The organism is Kribbella sp. NPDC050241 (assembly GCF_044459685.1).
Taxonomy (GTDB): Bacteria; Actinomycetota; Actinomycetes; order Propionibacteriales; family Kribbellaceae; genus Kribbella.
The window spans coordinates 739200-764455 of record NZ_JBITJE010000003.1 but is presented as its reverse complement, the minus strand read 5'-3'; the positions used below and the strand labels follow the sequence as shown (position 1 = coordinate 764455).

The 25256-nt window shown below is 68.8% G+C and carries 23 protein-coding genes; 7 read left to right on the top strand and 16 right to left on the bottom strand.

Going from position 1 to position 25256, the window contains the following annotated elements:
- Nucleotides 1-36: 36 nt before the first annotated feature.
- Both ACIBG5_RS18355 and ACIBG5_RS18350 read right to left on the bottom strand, forming a co-directional pair.
- Entirely contained in the window at nucleotides 37-252 is a 216-nt protein-coding gene (locus ACIBG5_RS18355; RefSeq protein WP_396392688.1) for a hypothetical protein, read from the bottom strand.
- Nucleotides 249-3236, bottom strand: coding sequence for a type 2 lanthipeptide synthetase LanM family protein (locus ACIBG5_RS18350; protein ID WP_396392687.1), 2988 nt, complete (start codon nucleotides 3234-3236; stop codon nucleotides 249-251). The genes ACIBG5_RS18355 and ACIBG5_RS18350 overlap by 4 nt, the downstream gene beginning before the upstream one ends.
- 410 nt (nucleotides 3237-3646) lie before the next feature.
- Here ACIBG5_RS18350 and ACIBG5_RS18345 point away from each other — a divergent pair, with 410 nt between their 5' ends.
- Together ACIBG5_RS18345 and ACIBG5_RS18340 are read left to right on the top strand one after the other, a co-directional pair.
- On the top strand, nucleotides 3647-4720 hold the full coding sequence (locus ACIBG5_RS18345; protein WP_396392686.1) for an MsnO8 family LLM class oxidoreductase: 1074 nt from the start codon (nucleotides 3647-3649) through the stop codon (nucleotides 4718-4720).
- A 33-nt stretch (nucleotides 4721-4753) separates the two neighbouring features.
- Nucleotides 4754-6214 carry an NAD-dependent succinate-semialdehyde dehydrogenase gene (locus tag ACIBG5_RS18340; protein ID WP_396392685.1) on the top strand — a complete coding sequence of 487 codons (1461 nt, stop codon included), beginning with the start codon at nucleotides 4754-4756 and terminating at the stop codon, nucleotides 6212-6214.
- Here the strand turns inward: ACIBG5_RS18340 and ACIBG5_RS18335 are convergent, their stop codons facing one another.
- The 7 genes from ACIBG5_RS18335 to ACIBG5_RS18305 form a co-directional block, all read right to left on the bottom strand.
- Complete coding sequence (locus ACIBG5_RS18335) at nucleotides 6215-7441, bottom strand: glutathionylspermidine synthase family protein (RefSeq protein ID WP_396392684.1); 1227 nt, start codon at nucleotides 7439-7441, stop codon at nucleotides 6215-6217.
- Nucleotides 7441-7824 (bottom strand): hypothetical protein, encoded by a 384-nt coding sequence (locus tag ACIBG5_RS18330; RefSeq protein ID WP_396392683.1) that lies wholly within the window; start codon nucleotides 7822-7824, stop codon nucleotides 7441-7443. Before ACIBG5_RS18330 ends, ACIBG5_RS18335 begins: the two co-directional genes overlap by 1 nt.
- 23 nt (nucleotides 7825-7847) lie before the next feature.
- Nucleotides 7848-9206, bottom strand: a complete 1359-nt coding sequence (locus ACIBG5_RS18325) for an APC family permease (protein ID WP_396392682.1) — start codon at nucleotides 9204-9206, stop codon at nucleotides 7848-7850.
- A 68-nt stretch (nucleotides 9207-9274) separates the two neighbouring features.
- A complete protein-coding gene (locus tag ACIBG5_RS18320) occupies nucleotides 9275-11722 on the bottom strand; it encodes a glycoside hydrolase family 2 protein (protein ID WP_396392681.1) in 2448 nt (815 codons plus the stop codon).
- A 71-nt stretch (nucleotides 11723-11793) separates the two neighbouring features.
- A complete protein-coding gene (locus tag ACIBG5_RS18315) occupies nucleotides 11794-12402 on the bottom strand; it encodes an SGNH/GDSL hydrolase family protein (protein WP_396392680.1) in 609 nt (202 codons plus the stop codon).
- A gap of 10 nt (nucleotides 12403-12412) precedes the next feature.
- Nucleotides 12413-13510, bottom strand: a complete 1098-nt coding sequence (locus ACIBG5_RS18310; RefSeq protein ID WP_396392679.1) for a Gfo/Idh/MocA family protein — start codon at nucleotides 13508-13510, stop codon at nucleotides 12413-12415.
- Nucleotides 13507-14256, bottom strand: a complete 750-nt coding sequence (locus ACIBG5_RS18305; protein WP_396392678.1) for a sugar phosphate isomerase/epimerase family protein — start codon at nucleotides 14254-14256, stop codon at nucleotides 13507-13509. Before ACIBG5_RS18305 ends, ACIBG5_RS18310 begins: the two co-directional genes overlap by 4 nt.
- A 313-nt stretch (nucleotides 14257-14569) precedes the next feature.
- On the opposite strand from ACIBG5_RS18305, the gene ACIBG5_RS18300 reads away from it, so the two are divergent.
- Nucleotides 14570-15583, top strand: coding sequence for a LacI family DNA-binding transcriptional regulator (locus tag ACIBG5_RS18300; RefSeq protein WP_396392677.1), 1014 nt, complete (start codon nucleotides 14570-14572; stop codon nucleotides 15581-15583).
- Here the strand turns inward: ACIBG5_RS18300 and ACIBG5_RS18295 are convergent.
- The 3 genes from ACIBG5_RS18295 to ACIBG5_RS18285 all read right to left on the bottom strand — a co-directional run bounded on the left by ACIBG5_RS18295 (nucleotide 15580) and on the right by ACIBG5_RS18285 (nucleotide 18912).
- A complete protein-coding gene (locus ACIBG5_RS18295) occupies nucleotides 15580-17673 on the bottom strand; it encodes a molybdopterin-dependent oxidoreductase (RefSeq protein ID WP_396392676.1) in 2094 nt (697 codons plus the stop codon). The two genes, ACIBG5_RS18300 and ACIBG5_RS18295, sit on opposite strands and share 4 nt — an antisense overlap.
- Nucleotides 17674-17708: 35 nt before the next feature.
- Nucleotides 17709-18221 (bottom strand): AAA family ATPase, encoded by a 513-nt coding sequence (locus ACIBG5_RS18290; RefSeq protein ID WP_396392675.1) that lies wholly within the window; start codon nucleotides 18219-18221, stop codon nucleotides 17709-17711.
- A 91-nt stretch (nucleotides 18222-18312) separates the two neighbouring features.
- Nucleotides 18313-18912 (bottom strand): TetR/AcrR family transcriptional regulator, encoded by a 600-nt coding sequence (locus ACIBG5_RS18285; RefSeq protein ID WP_396392674.1) that lies wholly within the window; start codon nucleotides 18910-18912, stop codon nucleotides 18313-18315.
- 79 nt (nucleotides 18913-18991) lie between these two features.
- Here ACIBG5_RS18285 and ACIBG5_RS18280 point away from each other — a divergent pair, with 79 nt between their 5' ends.
- Genes ACIBG5_RS18280 through ACIBG5_RS18270 form a run of 3 tightly spaced genes read left to right on the top strand, consistent with a single transcriptional unit; the run spans nucleotide 18992 to nucleotide 20907 of the window.
- On the top strand, nucleotides 18992-19558 hold the full coding sequence (locus tag ACIBG5_RS18280; RefSeq protein ID WP_396392673.1) for a 2TM domain-containing protein: 567 nt from the start codon (nucleotides 18992-18994) through the stop codon (nucleotides 19556-19558).
- A gap of 40 nt (nucleotides 19559-19598) precedes the next feature.
- Nucleotides 19599-20240, top strand: a complete 642-nt coding sequence (locus tag ACIBG5_RS18275; RefSeq protein ID WP_396392672.1) for a Pr6Pr family membrane protein — start codon at nucleotides 19599-19601, stop codon at nucleotides 20238-20240.
- Nucleotides 20241-20244: 4 nt separating this feature from the next.
- Nucleotides 20245-20907 carry a class I SAM-dependent methyltransferase gene (locus tag ACIBG5_RS18270; RefSeq protein ID WP_396392671.1) on the top strand — a complete coding sequence of 221 codons (663 nt, stop codon included), beginning with the start codon at nucleotides 20245-20247 and terminating at the stop codon, nucleotides 20905-20907.
- Nucleotides 20908-21076: 169 nt separating this feature from the next.
- Here ACIBG5_RS18270 and ACIBG5_RS18265 read toward each other — a convergent pair whose 3' ends face one another.
- The 4 genes from ACIBG5_RS18265 to ACIBG5_RS18250 form a co-directional block, all read right to left on the bottom strand.
- A complete protein-coding gene (locus tag ACIBG5_RS18265) occupies nucleotides 21077-21652 on the bottom strand; it encodes a transglycosylase family protein (protein ID WP_396392670.1) in 576 nt (191 codons plus the stop codon).
- A gap of 344 nt (nucleotides 21653-21996) precedes the next feature.
- Entirely contained in the window at nucleotides 21997-22533 is a 537-nt protein-coding gene (locus ACIBG5_RS18260; RefSeq protein ID WP_396392669.1) for a DUF5946 family protein, read from the bottom strand.
- Entirely contained in the window at nucleotides 22517-23080 is a 564-nt protein-coding gene (locus tag ACIBG5_RS18255) for a hypothetical protein (RefSeq protein ID WP_396392668.1), read from the bottom strand. Before ACIBG5_RS18255 ends, ACIBG5_RS18260 begins: the two co-directional genes overlap by 17 nt.
- A 234-nt stretch (nucleotides 23081-23314) precedes the next feature.
- Nucleotides 23315-23986, bottom strand: a complete 672-nt coding sequence (locus ACIBG5_RS18250) for a hypothetical protein (protein ID WP_396392667.1) — start codon at nucleotides 23984-23986, stop codon at nucleotides 23315-23317.
- Nucleotides 23987-24112: 126 nt separating this feature from the next.
- Here ACIBG5_RS18250 and ACIBG5_RS18245 point away from each other — a divergent pair, with 126 nt between their 5' ends.
- Entirely contained in the window at nucleotides 24113-25231 is a 1119-nt protein-coding gene (locus ACIBG5_RS18245; protein ID WP_396392666.1) for a hypothetical protein, read from the top strand.
- Nucleotides 25232-25256: the final 25 nt, after the last annotated feature.

Below are 25256 nucleotides of genomic sequence, written 5' to 3'. Positions count from 1 at the left end.
CGGGCGACTCCGCCGATCAAGCGCTTGCTGGCAGGCTCAGGCTTCGATCGTCGGCCAGGTGCTGAACCCTCCGGCGTTGGCGACCGCCGCGAGGGCGAACGCACTCATCCCTACGGTGCCCACGAGTGCCATCGCGCGGGCGCCGACGTGGGTGCGCTTCGGCAGAGTGATCGGGCCGAGTGGGTCGGTGGAGTCCGGGCGCTCGAGCTGGGCGTCGCGGATGTCGTCTTCGTGGTGCTGCTGGGCGGTCATGCTGTTTCCCCTGTCGCTGTGGGGCGTCCGCGCTGTGATGGGCGCGTCGACCCGGTGGATGGTTCGAGCAGCAGGACGGACGGGACGCGTTCGGAGAACGCCAGCCGGAGCAAGCCGTAGCCGATGCCCGCCAGGCCGGTCAGCAAGCCTGGTGACGGAACGGCACGGGGTGTCCCGCACTGTGGGCCGTACTGCTGTACTGCTGCGAGCACCAGCCCGGCCCGGCGTCGCCGGACCGCCTCAACAGCTGGGTGTTCGCGTTCGGCGAGCCACACCAGTGGCTCCACCGCGCCGAGCTCGCCATGACACAGACTGAGGTCTGCGAGCACCGGACGTTCTGTTGCGGTCCTCAGGTAGGCGTCGAGGTCCGCGGGTACTCCGGCCGCCAGCCGGGCCAACGCGGTCCCGGCGTCGCCGGAGCACCATCCATGGCCGCCGGACCGGGTCCGCCGGTCCAGGTCGGCCGCCGTACGCGCGGCATCCGTGTACCTGTCGCCAGGTACGCCGTACTGCCCGAGAGTCCAGGCGATGCCCTGGTAGCCGCGGGTGAACCCGTGGTCCGGAGCGGCGAGGCCGCCGCGCAGCCCTTGGTCCACAGCGGCGACCAGTTCGTCGGCGTACCGCTTGGCCAGGTCGGCCGCGGCCGGGTTGCCTTCAATCGCTTGCATGGCGGCGAGTCCACCCGCCGCACCCTCGGCGTACGTCGGGAACTCGGTGGGCTCGGGCTTGAGTCGATCGGTCAGTTCCAGGGCTGCGTGCAACCAACTGGCGAGCTCAGAGTCGTCGAGCAACGTGCTGAGCCGGTGGAGTCCGTAGCTGATCCCGCCGAGGCCGTGCAGACCTGGTCCGACCAGCTGAGCCGTCTCCAAGTCTGCGGACAGACTCTCCAGTACAAAGGGGATCGGGCGGATCGCGTCACGCGCCAGCTCGCAGTACTTGTTGGCTCCGGTGAGCACACCGACCTGTGCGAGGAACAGCGCCGTACCGGTGTAGCCGTTGGAAAGCCCTGCGCCCATTGGGCGAATGGCCCAGTGATGGTCGTCGAGCAGTTCGAGGCCGAGCCAGTTGGCGGCACCGCCGCGTTCGCTGATCACCTGCGCCACGATCTCGTCGGCGATGTCGGTGGCGGCCGCCAGTAGGCAGCCGGGATCCGCCTCGGTGGCGCCGACGCCGCGCCGGCCGGCGGTGCTGGCGTGCACGATCGGCTCCGGCCGGGTGGCGAGGGACGCGGAGATCAGCCACTTCTGCCGGTGCTCGTCGATGTCATTGAGTCCGGCGATCTTCGCCTCGACCGCGGCAAGCCCTTCGGTGGCAAGGATGTCGGGGATGCGCGTGCCGTCGGACGCCCACAGGTCGCGGCTGTCCGGCCGTGCCGTGAAGAGCGGTACGTCGCCCGCCCACATGTCGGCCAGTTCGTGCGGCACCACGTCGTGCAGTGACTCGTCGGCGTCCCACAGCAGATCCAGCAACTGACTGCGACCTGCCGCGTTCCGCAACGCGTCGGGATGCGTCGCCTCGTCGAGCAAACCCGTGTAGAGACTGGTGTTCCGTGGCACGAACCGGATCTGGTCCTGCGCGCAACGGCGTACCAGACCGTCCGGGCCGATCAACTCGTCGCGGTGCCAGGCGATCGCCTCGTACGCGGCCCGGAACCCTGTCAGGACGGCGATCTCGTGGTCCCGTGGCTCCATCACCGCGCCGTCGAGATGTGGCCGGTTGGCAGCGCCGGGCGTCTTGCCGGGACGCCTGATGAGGTGCATGGAGTCGAGTCCGGCGTCCGCCCAGTCGACCACGCTCGAAGGCGCAGTCGCGTCCGCGTCGCCGCCGAGGCCGGACATGTCCGCGACACCGTGCTCGCCGGCGACCAGAAGCGGTAGCAGCGCTGTGCGGTAGACCGAGCTGAGCAGCGTCCGGTACGCCGGGTCCTGGCTGAGCGTGCCGGTTGGTAGGTGGCTCGGATGAAACAGGGTCTCGACGTCCACGAGCACCGGTTGGTCGCCGACGGCGATCAGGTTCTCGTAGTGCATGTCGGTGCCGTCCAGCACGTATAGCAGTGCCAGCAGAGCGCCTTGCCGCTGGTAGAACCGGCGTACCTCAGCCACGTCGTGGCAGGGCTCGGGTACGACGTACTCCAGCCAGCCGTAGCCGCGGCGGGGAAGCAGATCGACCGTGCGGATGCCCAGACCGGTCTTGTCGTTCAGCCAGGCGACGAACTCGTTGAAATGCCGGTGCAGGTCGAGCGGCCGGGGCTTGTAGACCACCCGCCGTCCGTCGGCGAAGGTGAGGGTTGCGGTGGATCGACCGCCCCGGTGGGGATCGCCCCCGGGGTCGATGGCGGTCAGCGCGCCGGGATCACGGCCGTCCAGCAGCCCGGTGACGAGCGACTCACGGTCCTCGGCGAGCCGTGCCAGCAGTTCGAGGTGTCCCTCGACGCCTTGCCTGCACGACTCGCCCAGGACCCTGGCCAGCACCGGGTATGCGGCCAGGAAGTCCGCCAGCTCGCTCCCTCCAACGAGCCGGTGGGTGAAGTCCATAAAACGTTCGGCCGGAGTGTCACCGGCCAGCTCACCGCGGTCCCGTGCCCGAGCGAGCTCCAGCACCAGCGTGCGCGACGCCAGCTTGACCAGTCGCAGCCCGAGCCGCTGCAGGAACTGCTCGGCCAGTACGCCGGTGTGGCCGGCTGCCGCAAGATCGCGGCGAGCTGCCGAGAGCAATGGCTCCAAGCAGCGCATAAGCGCCTGCCGCCAGTCCATGTCAGGCCCACCCGACGCCCCGCCTGCCCCACCTGACGTGTGGCTGGCTGCGGTGCCGGTCCCTGCGGGGCCTCGACCGGCGGCAGGCGCCGTCTGGGTGGAGGTACTGCGCTCCACGTACTCGGCCCAGGCCGGTGCGGTCTGGGCCAGCTCGTGCGGGCGCATCCCCGCGGACCACCAGGCTGTGCGCTGGTCGGTCCGGGTCGGCCCGGCGGTCGCTGAGTTGAGCACGCGGACAGGCTGCCATTGCCCACCCGCTCGGGGCATGGGTATCCGGCCCCCATATTTCCTGGGAGCTCATGGTCCAGGCGTGGGGCAGCACCTGCCGCGGGGTGACGACTGGGGGTTGACCACCCCGCGGCAGCAGCGCCCGGCCGGTCGGCCTTTGGTGGAAGGACGGCCGGCTCAGGTAGGGAGCGCTACGGCTCCCAGCTAGGTGTCTGCACTCGTCTTCGGCCTCCTCTGTCCGCGAAATCTGGAAGGAACGCCCGGAACGATGCCCCCACGTCCTGGGGTCCGGCAAGACCTCCGCCTACCCAATTTCGGATCGCCGGCAGGCACGGACAGATGGGTGCCGCGCGGTCCGAACATGGGGGCCGCGCACCCATGTGCGATCGGGCCGGCGCTGCCACGGTGAACAGGTGCTTGCCCCTGTCACTCCCGGACTGCCCGTCTCAGCCCATTCGGTGCTGGACGTCGTACCGCAGCTGCCCGGTCAGTCGGCTGCGGCCGCACTCCGGGAGACCGCGGAGGTGGCACAGGCTGCCGATGACCTCGGGTATCGCCGGTTCTGGGTGGGGGAGCAGCACGGCGTCCGAGGCGTCGGCAGCGCGGCACCGGCGGTACTCGCGGCAGTCCTCGCCGCACGGACGGACCGGATCCGGCTCGGCGCCGGTGGGGTCCTGCTCACGAACCATCAGCCGCTGGTCGTGGCCGAACAGTTCGCCGCACTGGCAGCGGCGTACCCGAGTCGCATCGATCTCGGCGTCGGCCAGCAGTTCGGCCTTGTGCCCAGTACGGCGGCCGCACTCGGCGGCAGTGCCCGTGATGCCTTCCCACAGCGGCTGGACGAGCTCTGCGGGTTCCTGCGCGACGGACTGCCCGGCCGCGCACCTGTAGGCGACGTACGGCTGTCGCTGGCCGGTCTGCCGCCTCCTGTGTTCGTGCTGGCCGACCACCCGGGCGCCGCCGCGACGGCCGCAGTACGTGGGCTGCCGGTGTTCCTGGCGCACCACTCCGCTGCCGCGCCGACTCCTGCGGCGGTGGCGGCGTACCGGGATCACTTCGAGTCGAGTGGTCCTACGGTGAAGCCGTACATGGCTGTGACCGTCGGTGTCGTGGCTGCCGACTCGGAGGAGTCGGCCATCGTCCGGTTCGCCGACTACGTCCGGGTGAAGACCCGGCTGGCGACGGCATCGCCACGGGCCACTCCGGCCGAACTGATGGCTCTGCTGGATCCACCGCTGACCGGACGGGAACGCGGCCGCGCCGAGCGGCTGCTGGACGACCCCGGTCACATCGTCGGCTCGCGAGCGACCGTGGTGTCCGCGCTCGGGACGCTCGCGGCCGAGACCGGCGCCGACGAGATCATGCTGGTCCCGCTGGCCTTCGACGGCCTGGTCCGGTCGGCCATCCTCCGGACCATCGCCGCCGGCCTGACCAAGTCCGTCCGGACCGTCCCCAGACACGCCCCACCCCTCATCGCCACCGCCTAGTCTGGATCTTGCCGACTAGCGAAAGGCAGACTCATGTCACGGGAGCGGGAAGTCGTCGAGGCGTGTCCGACCGAGTTGTTCATCGGAGGCAAGTGGCAGGCGGCCGAGGGTGGCAAGACCCTCCCGGTCGAGGACCCAGCCACCGGTACGACGATCTGTGACGTCGCCGACGCGAGTCCGGCGGACGGACTGGCCGCCCTGGACGCCGCGGTGGCCGCGCAGGCCGAGTGGGCCGCCACCCCGCCTCGCGACCGAGGCGAGATCCTGCGGCGTACGTATGAGCTGATGACCGAGCGGGCCGACGAGCTGGCGCTGCTGATGACGCTCGAGATGGGCAAACCCGTCGCCGAGTCGAAGGGCGAGATCGCGTACGCGGCCGAGTTCTTCCGCTGGTTCGCCGAGGAAGCGGTCCGGATCGAGGGCGGCTACCAGGTCGCGCCGAACGGCAAGGGCCGGTTCCTGGTGATGCGGCAACCGGTCGGGCCATGCCTGCTGATCACGCCGTGGAACTTCCCGGCTGCGATGGGCGCACGCAAGATCGGCCCGGCCGTTGCGGCCGGCTGCACGATGGTGATCAAGCCCGCCGGTCAGACACCCCTGTCGATGCTGAAGCTGGCCGAATTGATGACCGAGGCCGGGCTGCCGGCCGGAGTACTCAACGTGATCACCACCCATAACGCCGGTGGCGTGATGGAGCCGCTGATCCGCGACGGCCGCGCCCGCAAGCTGTCCTTCACCGGCTCCACCCAGGTTGGCCGGAAGCTGATCGAGCAGGCGGCCGGCCAGGTACTGCGGACCAGCATGGAGCTCGGCGGCAACGCGCCGCTGCTGGTGTTCGCCGACGCCGACCTGGACAAGGCGGTCGACGGCGCGATGCTGGCCAAGATGCGCAACGGCGGCGAGGCCTGTACGGCGGCCAACCGGATCTACGTCCAGGCGCCGGTGATGGACGAGTTCGCCACTCGACTGACCCAGCGGATGGACGCGCTGAAGGTCGGTCGCGGCACCGAGGACGGCGTCGACGTCGGCCCACTGATCGACGCGACCCAGCGGGACAAGGTGAAGGACCTGGTCGACGACGCGATCGCTCAAGGCGCCCGGGCGCTCACCGGCGGGTCAGTTGCTGACGGCAACGGGTACTTCTACCAGCCGACGGTGCTGGCCGACGTACCGTACAGCGCCCGGCTGCAGAAGGAGGAGATCTTCGGCCCGGTCGCCCCACTGACCCCGTTCGAGACCGAGGACGAGGCGGTCCGGATGGCGAACGACACGGAGTACGGGCTGGTCTCCTACCTGTTCACCAACGACCTCAGCCGTGCGCTCCGCGTCTCCGAGAAGCTCGAGACCGGGATGATCGGGCTCAACCAGGGCATCGTGTCCAACCCCGCGGCGCCGTTCGGCGGCGTGAAGCAGTCCGGCCTCGGCCGCGAGGGCGGCAGCGTCGGTATCGACGAGTACCTGGAGATCAAGTACGTCGCGGTGAACCTGGACTGATCACTCAGCCAGCCAGCGCTGGACGGTCTCGTCGTCCGGTCGCGGGCTGGTGCCGATCGCGTGCGGGACGAACCGGGCGAAGTAGTCCGTGATCGGCCCGTCCGACTCGCGCACCATCATCCCGGCCGCGACCCCGTCGACGATCCAGCTCCCGATCACCGCCCGGTTGCCCTCGTACGACGGGAGTGGGTGCCACTCCTGGTAGACCATCGTCGAGGTGTCGTACGGACCGTCGTGGACGTGGTCCTCGGTGTCGGCGATGGTGTGGATGACGATGTTGCTGCCTTCGCGGCCGTGCAGCGGTTTCGCCACCCACTCGAGCAGATCGCCCGGATCACCGAAGTACGCCGGGAGCAGGTTCGGGTGGTCCGGGTAGAGCTCCCACAGCACCGGCAGGATCGCCTTGGTGGACAGCATCGTCTTCCAGATCGGCTCGATCCAGCGCACCGGCTCGGCTTCCAGCCCGGCCAGGATGTACCGGCCGAACTGGTCGTCGAGCATGTCCTCCCACGGGTACAGCTTGAACGCGGTCCGGATCGGCCGGCCGCCCCAGTCGACGAACGCACGCCGTGCCTCGTCCCAGCCGACGTCCTCGATCTCATGCCCGTACGTCGCCAGTCCGGCCATCGCGGCGGTGTCGCGCAGGTACGCGACCGTCATCGCCTCCTCGCCAGTGGTCTCCGCGCCGGAGTTGAAGAAGTGCGCCTCCCGGCTTGGGAATCGCCCGGCCGCCAGCTGCTCACCCCACCACTTCACCAGCCGGTCGTGCACCGAGTTCCACTGGTCCGCGTCCGGGAAGACGTCCTCCAACCAGTTCCACTGGATCACCGCCGACTCCAGCAGCCCGGTCGGGGTGTCCCCGTTGATCTCGAGCATCTTCGGCTCGACCCCGCTCCAGGCCAGATCGAACCGTGCGTACGCCGACAGGTCGTCGCGCTTCAGCGACTCCTGCACCAGCGGGAGCGTGCCCGAGGCAAGACCGAGCTGGGCATCCGAGAACCGGTCACCCGACGCCATCACCGACGCCGCGTGCTTGCACATCTCGTACAGCTCCTCGGTGACGCGCTCGAGGTGCAGCACCTCGTCCATCGTCACCTCGTACCAGGCGCTCTCGTTCCAGTACGGGCGCTGGCTGCCGTCGGGCAGGTCGGTCATCGGGAAGACCAGCCCCTGCTCGATCACCGTGTCCTGCCAGCCGGGCCGGGTCTTGATCAGGTGCCGCCACATCAGCCGCCAGAGCTCCCCTTGCCGGACTTGCCGAACCCGCCGCGGGTGATGGTGCCGATGTCGCCGCCCTTCTTGTCGACGCCGCCCCGCTTGATCGTCGGCGATCCCGTCCGCGGGATCGTGTAGGTGCCCTGGCCGGCGTTGTAGCGGCCGCCGATCGGCGGCACCAGGCCGCCGCCGCGGGTGGCCATGTAGAACCAGAAGAATCCGGCGCCGGAGCCGTGGTACTCGCGGTCGTCCTTGCAGTTCTCGTCGTCGGACCGGGTCTGGGTCTGTGGATCGACGCAGATCGCGGCATAGTCGGGCTGGCTGTTGTTGGAGCATCCGGTCAGCGACGCGGCCACCAGCGCGGTGAGCCCGAGCGTGACGCCCGCGCTGCGCATCCGCCTCCTGGTCTGGCGTTGTGTCACTGCCTGCCTTCCCCCTCGGCCGGTGGCTTCATCGAGAACATGATCGCCGCCCCGATCACCAGCACCACGGCGACAACGATCAGAGGACCGGCGCCCACGTCGATCACCGACAGCACCAGCACTCCCACGAACGACGCGGCCGCCACTACCGGCACGACCACCCGTTGCAGTATGCGCCCGCTCCACTGCCCGGCGAAGTACACCGGTACGGCGGCCGCTGTCGCCAGGTAGTACAGCGACACCAGCAGGGACACAGCAGCGACGGAATCCGCCAGTACGTCGTCCGACGTCAAGACCAGGGACGCATACACGACCACGCTGGTTCCCGCGAACACCCAGGTCGACACGGTCGGCGTCTGGTAGCGGGAGGAGATCCGGGCGAACTGGCCCGGAAACGCGTCCCGCCGGGCCATCGACAGCATCGTCCGTGCGGTCGGCAGGATCGTCGTCTGCGTCGACGCCAGCGCCGACACCAGAACCGCCGCGACCAAGAGCTTCCCGCCGGCGGTCCCGAGCAGCTCGTTGGACAGTACAGCGAAGAAGTCGTCGTCCGCGATGTCCCCGAGCGCAGCGGACCCGGCGTACGCGACCGCGGCCCACGCGACCACGACGTACAGGACGACCAGGAACCCGTTCGCGACCAGGGCGGCGATGGCGGGGATGCGGCGTGGGTCGCGGGTCTCCTCGTTGATGCTGAACGAGGAGTCCCAGCCCCAGTAGACGAAGATCGCGACCAGGACCGCGGCGACCCAGGAGCCGTCGCCGGTCTCCGAGAACGCCGGGATGCTGACCGTGCCGGCCTCGATGAAGGCGTTGACGGCGAACCAGAGCAGCGCGAGTACTTCGATCGTCAACAAGATGAACTGTGTGGTCGCGGCGATCCGGATACCGCGGTAGGCGAGCACCGCCATCAGCAGGATGAACACGACGCCCAGCCCGGCCTTGGCGAGGCGGGAGTCGGCAGCGCCGTCCAGACCGAGTAGCAGGTAGGTGTAGATGGCAGCGACCTGCGCGAGGTTGCTCATCACCAGCAGGCACGCCATCACGGTGGTCCAGCCGACCATTCGCCCGACGCCGATGCCGAACGCCTTCTCCGTCCAGGGGAACGTCGTACCGCAGTCCGGCTCGGCCCGGTTGAGCTCGCGGAAGCACAGCACGACCAGGAACACCGGGATCGCGCTCACCGCGAGGACCACGGGTGCCGCGGCACCGACGTACCCGGCCAGCAGGCCGACCGACACCGCCAGCGAGTACGCCGGAGCGGTCGAAGCGATGCCGATCGCGGTGGACGAGCTGAGGCCCAGGGCATCCTTGCGCAGGCTCCGGCCGCGTGATCGCGAGTCTGTGGTGGTCATGGCGACATCAACTGTCGCACGCCCACAAGCTCACGCCACGCAGGCCGGTCACTCCATGGTCAAGTAAGTCAGCTCACCAGGTCGTTCGCGGACCGCAGCACCGGTACGCCGACCTGCGCCGGCGCTGCCGCACCCGTCACGTGGAAGGTGTGGCTCTCGCCCGCGGACAGCGTGACCAGGCACGAGTCCACTCGGGCGGCAGGGTCCAGCCGGTCCGGGAACAAAGCCAGGTCCTTCGCCAGTGAGGCAGCCGTTACGGTCACGTCGTACCCGTCTTCGGTCGGGGTGACCGAGGCCGCGTACGCGTCTCCGGACAGCCGCAGTGCGGTGTCCTCGACGAAGTACCAGTACGCCGTCGACCCGTCGCCGCCGCGCACCTCGAGGTACTCACCGGCAGCATCACCCGGCACGCCGACCGATGCAGGCAGCGAGCTGAGCGTCGCCGACCGCGGCTCGACCTCGAGGACGAACGTCTCCCGCGCCAGCACCTCGCTGCCGACGGCGGTCGACCGCCGGGTGACCGTGACCTCGGTGCTCCACGCGACGTCAGAGTCGTTGTGCGCGACAACGACCAGTTCGTTGTCCCGAGGCTGGACGGTCAGCAGGCGTTCGGCGTACACGCGTTTCAAGGCGTACCACAGCGGCTTGCGAATGCCGTGCCCGTCGACCGCTGCCCACGAGACGACCGGCCAGTTGTCGTTCAGTTGCCACACGATCGCGCCGGTGTTCAGCGGGAACAGGCTGCGGAAGTGCTCGATACCGTAGATGATCGCGCGCGCCTGGTTGAGCTGTGTCGTCCAGTGCCAGTCGTCGATGTCCTTCCACTTCGGCAGATGGTCGCCGAGTCCGCGCTCCAGCTTGAGGTTGCCCTCGAACGCCTTCTGGTGCACGAGCATCTGCCGGCCGTACGGATCCATCGGCTCGTCGTGCACCACCGAGACCAGCGTCGACCAGGCCGGCGGCCCCTGGAAGCCGAACTCCGACACGAACCGCGGCTTGTACTTGCGGTACGTCGTGTAGTCCACCTGGTTCCACACGTCCCAGATGTGCATGGTCCCGTTGCGCTCGTCGTTCGGGTGGATGAAGTGGTCGTACGAGTACGGGCTGCCCTGCGAGTACGGCGTTCGCGGGTCGAGCTCGGCGACGATCCCGGGCAGCAGGTCGAAGTAGTAGCCCTCACCCCACGCGCGCCCGGCGAGCGGCGCCCGCCAGCCCCACTCGACGTACCCCCAGATGTTCTCGTTGTTGCCGTTCCACACCGCGAGGCTGGCGTGCCGGCTGAGCCGGGTCACCGCCTGCCGCGCCTCGGCCTCCACCTCGCTGCGCATCGGCTCGTCCTCGGAGTACGCCGCGCACGCGAACAGGAAGTCCTGCCAGACCAGGAGGCCCTGCTCGTCACAGATGTCGTAGAAGTCTTCGCTCTCGTAGATCCCGCCGCCCCAGACCCGCAGCAGGTTCATACCCGCGTCCACCGCGTCCTGCAGGCTGGTCTCGTACGTCGCCCTGTTCAGCCGGGTGACGAAAGCGTCGTCGGGGATCCAGTTGGCGCCACGCACAAAGATCGGCTTCTCGTTCACGGACAGAACGAACGGCCCGCCATCCTTGTCCGGGGCAACGTTCAACGTGATCGTCCGGAAGCCGACCCGACCCTGCCAGCTGTCCTGGTCGTCCAGTGCCACCGCCACGTCGTACAGAGGCTGCTTGCCGTAGCCCCGCGGCCACCACGCGTCGACCGACTCGACCGTCGAGGTGAGCTCGACGGCTCCGGTGCCAGCGGCAACCTTCTCCGAGACGGTCGTCCCACCGACCTCGACGGTGACGGTAGCGCCTTCGGTCGCGCCGTCCGCCCAGGCCAGCGCGACGTGCGTGGTCAGTACGCCGCGGTCGCCGTCGAGCCCTGCCAACGGGCGGACCGAGTCGATCCGAACGTCCGACCACGACTCGAGCCTGATCGGCCGCCAGATGCCGGCCGTCGCGACATCCGGTCCCCAGTCCCAGCCGAAGTTGCTGGCCATCTTGCGGATCGCGTTGTACGGATGGTGGTTCGTGTGCGGCCACAGTCCGAGCGACTCGGCCAGCTCCTCGGCCGTCCGCACCGGCCCGGCGAAGTCGATGACCAGTTCGTTGCCCTCGGCCACCAGCAGTCCGGTGATGTCGAACCGGTAGCCCCGGTGCTGGTTGCAGGTCCTGCCCAGCTCGGTCCCGTTCAGTGTCACGGTCGCCGCGGTGTCCAGCCCGTCGGCCACCAACTCCTGGACCGCGTGGTCGTCGGCCGCCCAGTCGAAGGTGGTCCGGTAGCTCCAGTCGGTCCGGCCGATCCAGGCCAGCTCGCCCTCGTTGTCACCGTCGAACGGATCCGGGATGAGTCCAGCGGCGAGGAGGTCGGTGTGCACCTCGCCCGGGACTGTGGCGGCGACCGGTGTGCGGATCCCCTCGGGCACCGGCCCGGCGGCCGCGCGCACGGTCCAGGCGGCGCCGCCTTCAGTGGTCAGCGGGACTGTCTTGAGCGATGTCACAGCAGCTCTCCAAAGTGAACCGGTTTAGTTCCGTTGAAAAACCGCTCCCCAGGGAATGGGGAGCGGTGGTCTCAGTCTTCGAGGACGGTCTTGCGCCACAGGTCGGCGATGGCGCGATGTCCGGCGGCGGACGGGTGCACGCCGTCGTGCGCCAGGGTGGCCGCGCCGACGGTCCTGGCCTGGCGGTTGAGCTCCACGTCGGCCGGCACCAGGATGGCGCCGTACTCGACGGCGAGCTTGCGGACGACGTCGAGCTTGGGGTCGAGGTCCTCCCGCCAGCCCTCCTGCCCGTCCTTCACCGGCATCAGGAACGGCTCGACCAGCACGACCGGGCAGGTGAGGGGATCCAGCAACGCCCGGTACGACGTCTCGAACGACTCGGCCGTCGTCGGGTCGAACTTGTCGTACCGACGCCAGGTGTCGTTGATGCCGATCATGATCGACACCAGCGAGGGGTCGTGGGCCAGCACATCGGCGGACCAGCGGCCGACCAGGTCGGCGGCCCGGTTGCCACTGATGCCGACGTTGACGATCCGCGGCCGGCGTTGGCCGAGGTCGTCGTACAGGTTGCGCACATAGCCGCCGCCGAGCCCGGCCGGGTCGGTACGGCGGCCGCAGTCGGTGACCGAGTCCCCGGCGAACACGACGGTCCGCCGGGGATCGAGAAGGATCGTGGTCACTGTGCCGGACTCACAGGGTCGCCGCGGTGACGTCCCAGTCGTCCGGCAGGATCGCCGCGACCTCGACCGTGCTCTTCACGTCGACGAACGCACCGGAGTCGATCGACTCGGTGATGGAGGCCATCACGTCGACGATGTGGAACGCCAGCGCCCCGGTCGCGCGATGCGGCCGGTCGGCCCGGATCGCCCGCGCCATCTCGAGTACGCCGGTGCCGCGCTGCGCCACCGCCTTCGTCTCGGCGACGGTCTCCCAGTCGTCACTGCCCCGACGGCGGACCTTGATCGCACCGTCGAACCCGTTCGGATCCGGTACGGCGAGAGTCGCGTCAGCACCGGTGATCTCGACGAACCCGCCCCGCGACAGCGGCGAGTCGAAGCTGAAGATGCTCTGCGACGACTGCCCCGACTCGAACCGCGCGATCGTGCTGACGTGCGTCGGCACGGTCACGTCGAAGTCGGTGCCGGCCAGCGGACCGGAGCCGATGGTGCGCTTCTCCCGCGACTTCGAGCCGAGCCCGGCGACCGCCGCGACCGGACCGAACAGCTGCACCAGCGTGGTCAGGTAGTACGGGCCGATGTCCCACAGCGGGCCTGCGCCCTCCTGGAACAGGAACGCCGGGTTCGGGTGCCAGGACTCCGGGCCGGGCGACTGCATCAGGGTCAGCGCGGTCATCGGCTGCCCGATGTCACCGCGCTCGATGATGCGGCGAGACTCCTGCAGGCCCGGACCCAGGATGGTGTCGGGTGCGCAGCCCAGCCGCACACCCGCGTCCTGCGCCGTCGCCAGCAGCTTCAGGCCGCTGTCCTGGTCCAGCGAGAACGGCTTCTCGCTCCACACGTGCTTGCCCGCAGCAACAGCTGCCAGCGCCACCTCGACGTGCGCGATCGGAATGGTCAGGTTGACCACGATCTCGACGTCCGGGTGGTTCAGGACCGCCTCGGGACCGCCGTGGGTCTCGATGCCGTACTGCTCGGCCTTCTCCTTCGCCGCCTCCGGCCGAAGGTCGCCGATGGCGTGCACCTTCAGGTCGGGGAAGCTCTGCATGCTCTTGATATAGGCGTCGGAGATGACTCCGGCGCCGATCACACCTACGCCAACGGCACTCATTCAGGCGCTTCCTCTCCCGTGAGGAACTTGTAGCTGCCTTCTACCGCGTCGAAGATCTCGCCGGTGAAGTCGTCGAGCTCGACCACCCGCAGCGCGTTCGGTGCGGCGGCCAGGATCTCCCGGACCGCGATGCTGCCGTCGCCGACCGCCACCTGGGCCTTGTTGTCCAGAGTGCCGTCGCCGTCCTTGACGTGGATCGCCTTCACCCGGTCGCCGAGCTTGGCCAGCAGTGCCGTGACATCGGCGCCACCGACGGCGGCCCAGTAGGTGTCCACCTCGAGGATCACCTCGTCGGACAGGTTGTCCGCGAGGATCTCCAGCCCGTGCACGCCGTCGATCTTCGACTCGAGCTCGAACTGGTGGTTGTGGTAGCCGACCGTGATGCCGTGGTCGGCGGCCTCGACCGCGGCCTTGTTCAGGCCCTCGGCGATGGCCTTGATGTCGTCGGCCGCCTGCCAGCGGGCCGGGTCGGTGTGCGGGTCGATCACGGTGGTGATGCCGAGCCGCTTCGCCGCGGCGTAGATCGGGCCGCTCTCGTCGCGGAGCAGGCCGGCGTGCGTGGTGGGTGCCGACAGTCCGTACTTGGGCAGCGCCTCGGCCAGGCGGTCCGCGAAGTTCGTCACACCGAAGGGCTCGACCTTGGTGTAGCCGATCTGCGCGATGTGGGCCAGGGTGGCGTCGAAGTCCTCCTCGAGCTTGCCCCGGACCGTGTACAACTGGAGGGACAGGTTGTCCACTGCGACCATGGTTTCTCCTCGTCGCCGGCGGCTCACCCGCTGCCCTGGGATCGTCGCCGGCTTGATTGCCGAACCGGTTAAGTAACGACGGCAACGGTATCCCACCCGGCCCCGCCCACACCACCCTCCGCCCAACCACTGGGCGGTCACCACCTCCACACTCCACCCCTCCGCGCACCCGCCGCGGTTCGCTGGAACGAACGAGGATTTGATCAAACAGTCACCCTCCGCGCCTGAGTGGTGACACGGTGTGGAAAGCAGCGCACACTGAAGGATTCCGGACCGGCCGTCACCGGTCCGGCCGCCCTTCGAGGAGGCCGTTGTGCCCCGAGTCACGATCAAAGAGATCGCCCGCCGCGCGGGCGTCTCCCAGGGCGCGGTGTCGTATGCGCTGAACAACCAGCCGGGCGTCTCCGAGGCCACCCGGGCGCGGGTCCTGAAGGTCGCGGAAGAGCTGGAGTGGGTGCCCAACTGGGCGGCCCGCCAGCTGTCCGCGGCGCGGAGCGAGACGTTCGGGCTCGTTCTCGCGAGGACCGCGAAGACCCTGACCGAGGAACCGTTCTACATGGGTTTCGTGGGTGGTGTGGAGTCCGTGCTCGCACAGAAGTCGTACGCGCTCGCCCTGCAGGTGGTGGCGGACCTGGACGAAGAGCTGGCGACGTACCGGAAGTGGGCCGCGGAACGCCGGGTCGACGGTGTGATCGTGGTCGACCTGCGGGTCGCCGATCCGCGCATCCCGTTGCTCCGCAAGCTCGGGCTGCCGGCCGTGTTGGTCGCCGATCCGGAGCTGGCCGAGGGGATGCCGTGTGTCTGGACCGACGGTACGGCGGCGATGAACGCGGCGCTCGACCATGTCGCGTCGCTCGATCACCGCGTGGTCGCCCGCGTCGCCGGACCACCGCAGTACGGCGATGTCTGGATCCGCGACCGTGCGTACGCGACGGCGGGCCGGCGGCTCGGCCTCGACGTCCGGGTCGTGCACACCGATTTCTCCGCCGACGAGGGTGCCGCGGCGACGCGCGACCTGCTGGCCGTCGCGAACCGGCCGACCGCGATCATCTACGACAACGACCTGATGGCGGTCGCCGGTCTGGCCGTCGTGCACGGTCTGGGGTCGCGCTCACCCGACGACGTCACCCTGGTCGCCTGGGACGACTCGACTCTGTGCCGGATCACGCACCCGACGTTGACGGCGATGAGCCACAACATCATCGGGTACGGCGCCGAGGTCACCAACCGGCTGCTCGACCTGCTCAACGGCGCCCGCCCACAGGCGCACCTCTACTCCACACCCTTGCTGATCGTCCGCGACAGCTCCGGTCCACCGCCGGCCTAACCGGCCGTCACCGTCACCGGTACGCCGTTGACCGCGGCGGTGCCGGCCACGGTGTCGGTCAGCCCGGCGTCCGTGACGTCGTTCGCGCTCGCTCCCGCGACCTGACTCGCAACCGTGAGCCGGACACCCGGCCGGCCGTGCCCGAAGCCGTGCGGCAAGCTGACCACGCCCGGCATGATGTCGTTGCTCGCGGCAACCTCCACGGAGACCGACCCGGCCGCCGACGCCACCGTGACCAGCTGGCCGTCCTTCAGATCGCGCTCGGCCAGATCCGCCGGGTTCATCAGCAGCTGGTGCCGCGGCCGGCCCTTCACCAACCGGGCCGAGTTGTGCATCCACGAGTTGTTGTTGCGCAGATGCCGCCGTCCGATCAGCAACAGCCCGCCGTCGTCGAGAGCGACCAGCGACTCGAGCCGCGGCAGGTCGTCCAGGATCATCGACTGGGCCAGGTCGATCCGCTTGCTCGTGCCCCGGAGTGCTCCGGGCAGCGCCGGCTGGAGCGGTCCGAGGTCGACCCCGCCCGGCGACTTCCGCAGCTTTCGCAGCGACAACCGGTACGGCCCGATCCGCAGTCCGAGGTCGACGATCCGTCGCGGCGACATCCGCAGTCGCGCCATCACCTCCACCTTCCGCCGGCTCCACGGCGTACGGCGTACCAAGGCCAGGCCGAGGTCGCGGAAGATCTCCCAGTCGTGCCGGGCCTCGGGCGGCTTGGGCAGTACGGCGTCGTTCCAGCGAGCCGTGTTGCGGACCGCGAGTTGGTGGAAGATCACGTCGTAGTGGTCGCGCTCCAGCGGCGGCGCGGGTGGCAGGATCACGTCCGCGTGCCGGGTGGTCTCGTTGATGTAAGGGTCGACCGCGACCATGAAGTCGAGCGTGTCGAGGGCCTCGTCCAGGCGCCGGCCGCTCGGGGTGGACAGCACCGGGTTGCCGGCGACCGTCACCATCGCCCGGATCCTGCCGTCGCCCGGCGTCAGCATCTCCTCGGCCATCGTCGACACCGGCAGCTCGCCGCCGAACTCGGGCAGCCCGCGGACCCGGCTCTTCCACAGCCCCACGTGACCGCGGCCCAGGCCGAGCAGCGCGTTCACCGCCGGCCGCGGGAACATCGTCCCGCCCGGCCGGTCGAGGTTGCCGGTGATGATGTTGAGCACCTGGATCGCCCACTGGCAGATCGCGCCGAACTGTTGCGTCGACACCCCCACCCGCCCGTAGCAGGCGGCCCGGTCCGCGGTCGCAAACTCGGTCGCGATCCGCCGGATCACGTCCGCGTCGATCCCGGTGATGGCGGCTGCCCGCTCCGGGGTCCACGGCACGACCGCTGCCTTGACCGCCGCGAACCCGTCGACGTACGACGCCGGCCGCGCGTGACCGTCGGCGATGATCTGGTGAATGAGCGCGAGCAGGAACGCCGCGTCGGTGCCCGGCCGGACGAAGTGGTGCTCGTCGGCAACCGCGGCCGTCTCGGTCCGGCGCGGGTCGATCACCACGACCCTGCCGCCACGCTTACGCAGGTCCTTGAGCCGACGGCCGAAGCCGGGCGCGGTCATCATGCTGCCGTTCGACGCGAGCGGGTTGGCGCCGAGCATCAGCAGGTACGACGTCCGATCGATGTCCGGCACCGCGACCATCAGCTGGTGTCCGTACAGCAGGTACGACGCGAGCATGTGCGGAAGCTGATCGATCGACGTGGCACTGAACCGGTTCCGGGTCCGGAGCTGCCGGATCATCGTCGGCAGGTGAGTCAGCGCACCCAGGCTGTGCACGTTCGGGTTGCCGAGGTAGACACCGACCGAGTTCCGGCCGTGCTCGCGCTGGATCTCGGTCAGCCTCTCGACGACCAGCTCGTATGCCGCGTCCCATCCGATCTCCTGCCAGCCGTCGGCAGTACGTCGTACTGGCGTGCTCAGCCGGTCGGGGTCCTCCTGGAGATCGCGGAGCGCGACGGCCTTGGGGCAGATGTGACCGCGGGAGAGCGGGTCGGATTCGTCGCCCCGGATGTCGGTGACCCGGCCGTCGTCGACCGTCACGAGCACGCCGCAGATCGCTTCACACAGGTTGCAGGAGGTCCGCCGTACTGTGGTCGCCATCCAGCCAAACTACCCCTGGGTAGCCTGTCCGGTCATCACTCGAAGCGCGCCTCGTCCAGGCGGCCGAGGATCGCGTCGACGGTCTCGCCGGCGGACAGATCGGAGTTGTCCAGCCACAACCCGCGCCGCGGACTGAACGCGTGCAGCTCGTAGTCGAGCTCGTCGACCAGGTGATAAGCCCCGCCGAGCCGGCTGGAGATCACCTCGGGTCGCGGCGTCAGAACGACGAGATAGCGCGGTCGGCTCTGGATCCCGTCCAGGAACTCGCGCAGCAGTTCACCGATCACCACGTCCTGCAGGACCACGGTGAAACCGGCCTGCGCGTACCCGTCGGCGGCCTGGCAGGCGAGCCGGTACCGGAGCTGGAGTTGCCGCTGGGCCTCGGCCATGTCGTCGGCCATCGAGGCCTGCCCGCTGACGATCATCCGGCGGAAAACGTCACCCCGGAGATGGACGCCGTACTGGAATCTCTCCGCCAGTAATTGGGAAACCGTCGACTTCCCGGCCGCCATGATCCCACTGACGACGATCACCCCCTCGGACTCCATGCGGTGATCGTGCCACGCGGCGCAAGGTTTTAGTCCGGTCTCGCCGAATCTTGTCTGTGATCGGACAGAAGAGCCTCGTGTGCAAGGGGTTTCAGGCAAGCAGTGTCTCGAGGTGGTGCCGGAGGAGCTGCCGGATCCGGGCCGGTGTGGTCCGGCCGGGCTGGATGGCCGAGTGCAGGGCCAGACCGTCGATCAGGGCGTGCAGAAGTTCGGCCTCGCGGCGTAGATCCAGACCCTCGCGGAGACCGCCGGCCTCGGACAGGGATCGGAGCAGCGACTCGCAGAGTTGGCGCAAGCCGTCGTGCACCGCGTCGACGTGTCCGTGCAGTGCGCCGGCCCCGGACTCGGCCTGGGCCTGGGCCATGAACGCCAGCCAGACGTCGAACTCGGCCCGCCGCTCGGCGTCGAGGGGGAGAGCCTCCTCCAGATAACGCAGCGCGATCGTCAGGGCGCTTCCTTTGACGTCCAGTGCGCTGATCCGCTGGCCGACCCGGCGCGCCACCAGGTCCATCGCGAAGCTGAGCAGACCCTCCTGGTCGGGGAAGTAGTAGCGGACGGCGCCGGGTGACCAGCCGGCCTCAGCGGCGACGGTCCGGACCGACGCTGCGCGGACGCCGTCGCGGCGGACCACCCGCCAGAGCGCCTGGGCGATCTCCTCGCGGCGGACGTCGTGGTCGACGATCTTCGGCATGTGCCCTTTTTAGCACAGTCGTGTTACAGTCGTTCACAACACAGTCGTACTAATAAACATCTCGGGAGGGTGGACCACTGTGCTGCTCGCTGTGATCGCCGCATGTGAGATCGGGTTCTGGGTCCTGCTCGCCGCCGGCCTCGCGACGCGCTATCTGCTCCGGCTGCCGAAGGCCGGTCTGGTCCTGCTGGCGGCGGTGCCGCTGGTCGACGTGGTCATGCTGGTTGCCAGCGTGATCGACATTCATCGCGGCGGCGAGCCGTCGTTCAAGCACTCGCTGGCCGCGATCTTCATCGGCGTCAGCGTCGGCTTCGGCCACCAGACGCTCCAGTGGGCGGACAAGTGGGCCGCGCACTACCTGGGTGGCGCGCCGCGGCCGGTCAAGCCGCCGAAGCGCGGGCCCGAGCGGGCCCGCCGCGAGCGCGCCGGCTGGTACCGCCACCTGCTCGCGTACGTCGTGGCCGTCGGCATCATGATCGCCCTCGGCCTGCTCTCCGGGCAGGGGTACGACGCCGCCCTCGCCCCGGCGTGGACGTGGACGATCGTGCTCGTGATCGACGCCATCGTCTCGTTCAGCTACAGCTTCCAGGGCGCCAACGCGTCCGCCGGCCAGGAGCAGGCGCCGCGCGAGAAGCAGTCCGTCTGAGGTCCCCGGCTCCGCCGTCCGGCCGTCGTACATTGCGGGCATGACGACGACCGGGCGGGTCTGGGCCGGGGTCACCGCGTTCGCCGTGGCGGCCGGCATCGTGGTGCAGCTGTTCGTGACGGCGAACGGGACCGAGGGGTTCTTCCGGGACAACCCGGAGCGGGTGTTCAACGTGTTCGCGTACTTCACGATCCAGTCGAACCTGCTGCTGGGGGCAACGGTTCTGCTACTGGCTCTGCAGCCGGACCGGCCGCAGGGGACCGTGTTCAAGACGTTGCGGCTGAATGGTGTGCTGTGCATCGCGGTGACCGGGATCGTCTATCACCTGGTGCTGGCCGGGCAGGACGATCTGTCCGGGTGGGCGTCGGTGGCGAACCTGCTGCTGCACACCGCGACGCCGATCCTCGGCGTCCTCGGATGGCTGCTGTTCGGCCCGCGCGGCGTGGTGGATCAGCGGATCGTGGGGTGGTCGATCGTGTACCCCCTGCTGTGGCTGGTCTTCACACTGGTCCGCGGTGAGTTCGTCGGTTTCTACCCGTATCCGTTCGTGGACGTCGGCGAGCACGGATACGCCCGGGTGCTGCTGAACTGTCTGCTGGTCGCGGTACTCTTCCTGGCTCTGGCGGCCGGAGCATCCTTCCTGGATCGCCGCCTGCACCGGAAGACAACCGTCGAAAGGTAGACCCGTGCTGGTGACCTCGCGCTCGTACGCCGAGTACGAAGCGATGTTCGACCTGAGAGAACTTCCTGACTCCGTGCTCGACTGCTGTGCGGGCGGTGCGAGCTTCACCGCGGAGGCCGCCGCGCGTGGCGTCGACGCGATCGCGGTCGATCCGGCGTACGAGCTGGAGCCGCCGGAGCTCATCGACACCGTTCGGCGCAGCCTGCCCGCGACCGCGGGGATCGTGGATGAGCACCACGGGAGCTTCGTCTGGCACTGGTACGGATCGCCGGAGCGGAAGGACCAGTACAGGATCGAGGCGGCCGACCGGTTCCTGCAGGACGTGTCGGTGGCGCCCGAGCGCTACATCGCGGCCGGGCTGCCGGAGCTTCCGTTCGGCGACCGGCGGTTCGACCTGGTGCTGTGCTCGCACCTGCTGTTCACCTGGGCGGACAAGTACGACCGCGACTGGCACCTGGCGGCGCTGCGTGAACTGCTCCGGGTCAGCAACGCCGAGGTACGCATCTTCCCGCTCGTGCTGCAGGGCGCCGGCGAGCCGGTGCCGTTCCTGCCGGAGATCCTGGACGAGCTGGACGGCATCACCTGGGAGACCCGCAAGGTGCCGTACGAGTTCCAGGTCGGTGCCAACGAGATGCTGGTCATCACCCGGACCTCAGACGCCCTCTGACCAACTGACGTCTGGTGCTCCCCACCCGTCGCGATCACGGATGAGTTGCGCACTAACCCGCCACGATGGGTGGGGAGCGCCAGACGCCAGGGGCGCGGAGGCCCGGCCAGGCGGTGGAGGACGGTCTACCGCCGCCCGGCCGGATAGAACGTGCGTGGTGGAGGTCAGGTCAGCGGAGGAAGCGGCCGCAGACCGGCCACGGGGACGCGCCGCGCTGGGCGTAGAGCTTCTTGGCGCGCATCAACTGCTCGGCCGCCGACGCATTGGCCGGGCTGCCGGAGCCGCCGACGCTGCGCCACGTCTGCCGGTCGAACTGGAACAGCCCGTAGTACCCGGCCGGGTTGACGGCCCGCGGGTTCCCACTGGATTCGCAGTTGGCGACCTTCGCCCAGGCGCCGCTGAGGTTCGCGCGGCCGCTGGTCGACCGACGGTCCTCGGAGCGGCTGGACTTCACCTTGCGCTCGGTCTTGCGGACCTTCCTGGTCTCGACCTTCTTGGTCGTCACCCGCTTCGGAGCGGCGGCCTTCGTCACGCCGTCCAGCGTCAGGGTCTGCCCGATCAGGATCAGATCGGGGTCCTTCAGGTTGTTGATCCTGGCCAGCTGATGCCAGTCGGCGCCGTTGGCCTGCGCGATCTCGGAGAGGGTGTCGCCGGACTTGACCGTGTAGTCGGTCGCGAACGCCGCACCGGCGCCGGCGGCGGTGATGCCGGCCCCGAGACCGGCGATCGTGAGGGTCCGTGCCACCCGGCGGGTACTTCGCCGGGGGCGCGCATGTCGTGCTTTGGACATCGGAAAAGCGCTCCTCGTGAGCTTGGGCATGGTGGAACTCACCAGGCCCCCCGTGCAGGGGAGGGGGCACTCGGTCAGGTCACAGGACAGCGACCGAATGATCACGCCACGGTAACGACGCAACGCCTGTCATCCTGTGCGACCTCGGCGCGGAGCGCAAGACCATTCGGGGAATCTGCCCCGGTTTTTTCTGGCCTTTGAGGTAGTGAAAGTCCAACAACAGAACGGTTTCCGGCCCGACACGCCGAGGTTTTAGGGTCGCTGGAAAGGGGTATCCGAGGCTCGGAACCGACCGGTTTCTAGCGCCGGAAATAGCGTTCCGGGACCAGCTCGACGGTCAGCTTCCGGACCACATCCTGGACGTCGTCCGGCCAGGAATCCCACACCTGTCCGGCCCACATGATGAGCGTCGCCTCCACCTCCTCGACGCCGCCCGCGGTCAGGACGTCGTACGCCGTGAGCCGGCCGACCGTCGCGGGTGGGGTGAGCACCGGCCAGTCGTCGTACGAGTTGGCCATGATGCCGTGCGCCGTGCGTACGTCGAGGTTGCCCGAACCGCGCTCGAGGTACATGTACAGCCCGTTGAGCGCGAACACCGGCCCGATCGGCGGAGTCCCGGGGAGGACATGCTGGCCGCCGTACGCGTCGATCCGCAGTTGGTGCAGGTGGCCGAGCCTGGCCTGGTGCTCGATCTCGAAGCCGAGCAGCTGACCGGAGACCTCCAGGCACTCGGGGGATGCGTTGTTCTTCGCCTCGCCCGGCCAGTCCGAGCGCGGGAGATCGGCGCCGCAGCCCGGGCAGCGGCGGGATTCGTGCGTGTCATCCGGCGGGTTCACTCGTTGATCGAAGCACGGGCCCCGCTGTCCGGCAGCTGGATTTCGCCGCCGCGGTGGTGTACCGGCGGATGAACAGCGGACCCTCGCCGTAGCGCAGATCGCTCAAGATATAAGGGCCTTCGACGCCCTGGAGGATCCCGTCGAGCTCTTTGAGGACGAGCTCGAGCTGTGCTTCGTCGGTCGGGTAGATCGTCACGAGCTTGCCACTCGATCCGCGCGGAGCGGCCTTCGAGTTGACCATCACGAGGACGGGCTCGTTGCGGAGGAACTTGAACGCGATGCCGCGCGGGACGCAGTACTCCCAGACGGCCTCGAGCGTCCGTTCGACATCCGTGAGCCGGGCCGACACGTGGATCTTCCAGCCCTGCGCGGGAAGCTTCAGCCCGTCGGGCGCGTAGTGCATCCAGGTCTCCCCGGGCACATGCCGCCACCCGTCCGGTACCGCCCTACCGGACAGGGCGAAGTCCGGGTGCTGGGCACCACGATTGGCCGGCGTCTCGTAGAACGTCCGGTCCGCAAGGCAGTAGAACTCGTAACTCTCGTGCATGACTGTCCGACCCCCTCTCGTGGTGCCCCGCACATCTTGGACACCCGGACAGGGGCTGGCGTAGTGCACGATGTCATCACTCTCGTGTGAAGAATCCACACACTACAAGTGAGTAACTAAACACTCTTCGTTACCGCATCGCGCGTTCTGAGCGTGAAACCGGCCGTTACACGATGTCAATTCATCCCGGTGACGTCACAGCTCGTAACTTCTCCGGCTGTTCCTCGTGCCGCGTCAGATCCACTCAAAGATGTCGAGCACATCCGTGGCCTCGGCACGGACGAGCCGGGGCCGAGCGTCGGTGAACATCCACTGGCGGAGGTCCGCCGTGATGTCGATGTCTTCGGAGTACCCGACCTTCACGTCGCCGGGCAGTTGGAGCACCCACCGCCGGCAGAGGTCGACGGCCTGCAGGTCGGCCGCGCCCGGTGGCAGCGCGTTCCACAGCTCGAACCAGTGCGTCACCGGTACGGACGTTGTCGCCAGGAAGCCGAGCACCACGTGCGCCTCCGGTTGGCGCGGGTGCGTCGTCAGCGTGTCCTCCCACCAAGCCTGGCAGACGGACAGCATCGCATCGCGCTCGTCGTCGGCCCATGTGCTCCAGCACCCGACTTCCGCGATGCGCTTCGCGATCAGGTTCTCGTCGACGTGCAGCTCGTCGCGAACCATCAGGGCCATCACGCGAGGAGTGACCTTGCGGTACAGGTTCGCGTAATCGTCGAAGTGATCCGGTACCTCCATGGCGACCGACGTCAGCAGGCTCTGAGGGAATCGATCGACCGGCCCCGCAAGCGCCTTCGCATCCGCCTCGCTGTAGCAGAACCCACAGAAGTCATCGACGTTCGCCTCGACACCGTCCAGGACGTCCTCCAACCGCCCGAGGGCGGCCTCCAAGTCCGCCGTCATGCGGCGATCACCAAGATGCCTGAGGCAACAACAGGCTTCATCACGTCGGCCTCCCCGTCGGTCGAATGCACACGATAGCCGGGACCCGCCGTTGCTCGGGGACCGTGCACCTTGCTGCAATGAGTCATGCCGGAGTCCACAGCCGACGTCGAGGCAAGCCGCCACGCCTGGTTCGCCGTACGCCGCCACCTCGTCGAGCACCGTTATCGCCTCGGCCTGGACGCATCCGACGAGTTCCCTGCAGCCCATCATGTTGCAGGCACACCGCTGCTGGCACCAGGAACCTGGCTACCGACGACACCCATCCCGCTGACGTCCATCACTCTCGAGTTCGATCCCGACGCGACCTTCACCGGCGTCACCGGCCGCGAACCCGCAGCCCGGGTGCAGTTGCCTCTCCGCCATGACGGCACCCACTACGGCTCGTACGCGGATACCATCGCCGACCTGGCCCCACCAGCCGTCTTCGAGGACCGCCCCACCTACCGCCTCATAGCCGCGGACCTGACTGGCCCCAAGCCGTTCCTCCGCCTGGGCCGAGGCACCTACTTCGACAGCATCAACACCGGAGAGGCCTCCGCCCACGAGTTCACGGCCCAACGCCTCAACCCGAACGCCCCCACCCCACTGCGCTCATCCATCGGCGCTCCCTGGAACCCAGCCAACCGCCCGACCAACATCGCGATCAGCACCCTCACCATCCGCCGCGACGTCGACTCCGGCGAATCCACCTTCTACCTGCACTGGCGAGACCCCGCCAAAGTCGGCCACGCCGGCGGCCTCTACCAGGTAGTCCCCTCCGGCATCTTCCAACCCAGCGCCGCCGCCCCCTGGAACGAACAGGACGACTTCTCCCTCTGGCACAACCTCACCAGAGAACTAGCCGAAGAGTTGGCCGCCCACACCGAAGACTACGGAAGCGCCACCGCCCCGATCCCCTACGCGAACTGGCCTTTCGCCACCCACCTGACCGACGCACTCCAAGCCGGCACAGCCCGAGCCCACTGCGTAGGCCTAGGCGTAGACCCCCTGACCTTCGCCACCGACCTACTGACAGTGCTGTCCCTCGACTCCACGATCTTCGACACCCTCTTCCCCGACCTCCCCACCACCAACCCCGAAGGCCGCCTCCTGACCCCCCAACCCTTCACCCCCGAGGTAATCAACACCTTCACCCACCAAAACCCCACCCAACCCGCAGGCGCCGCCCTCCTCCAACTGGCGTGGAGCCACGGACTGCACTAACTACGGGTCGGCTGTGGTCGGCCGC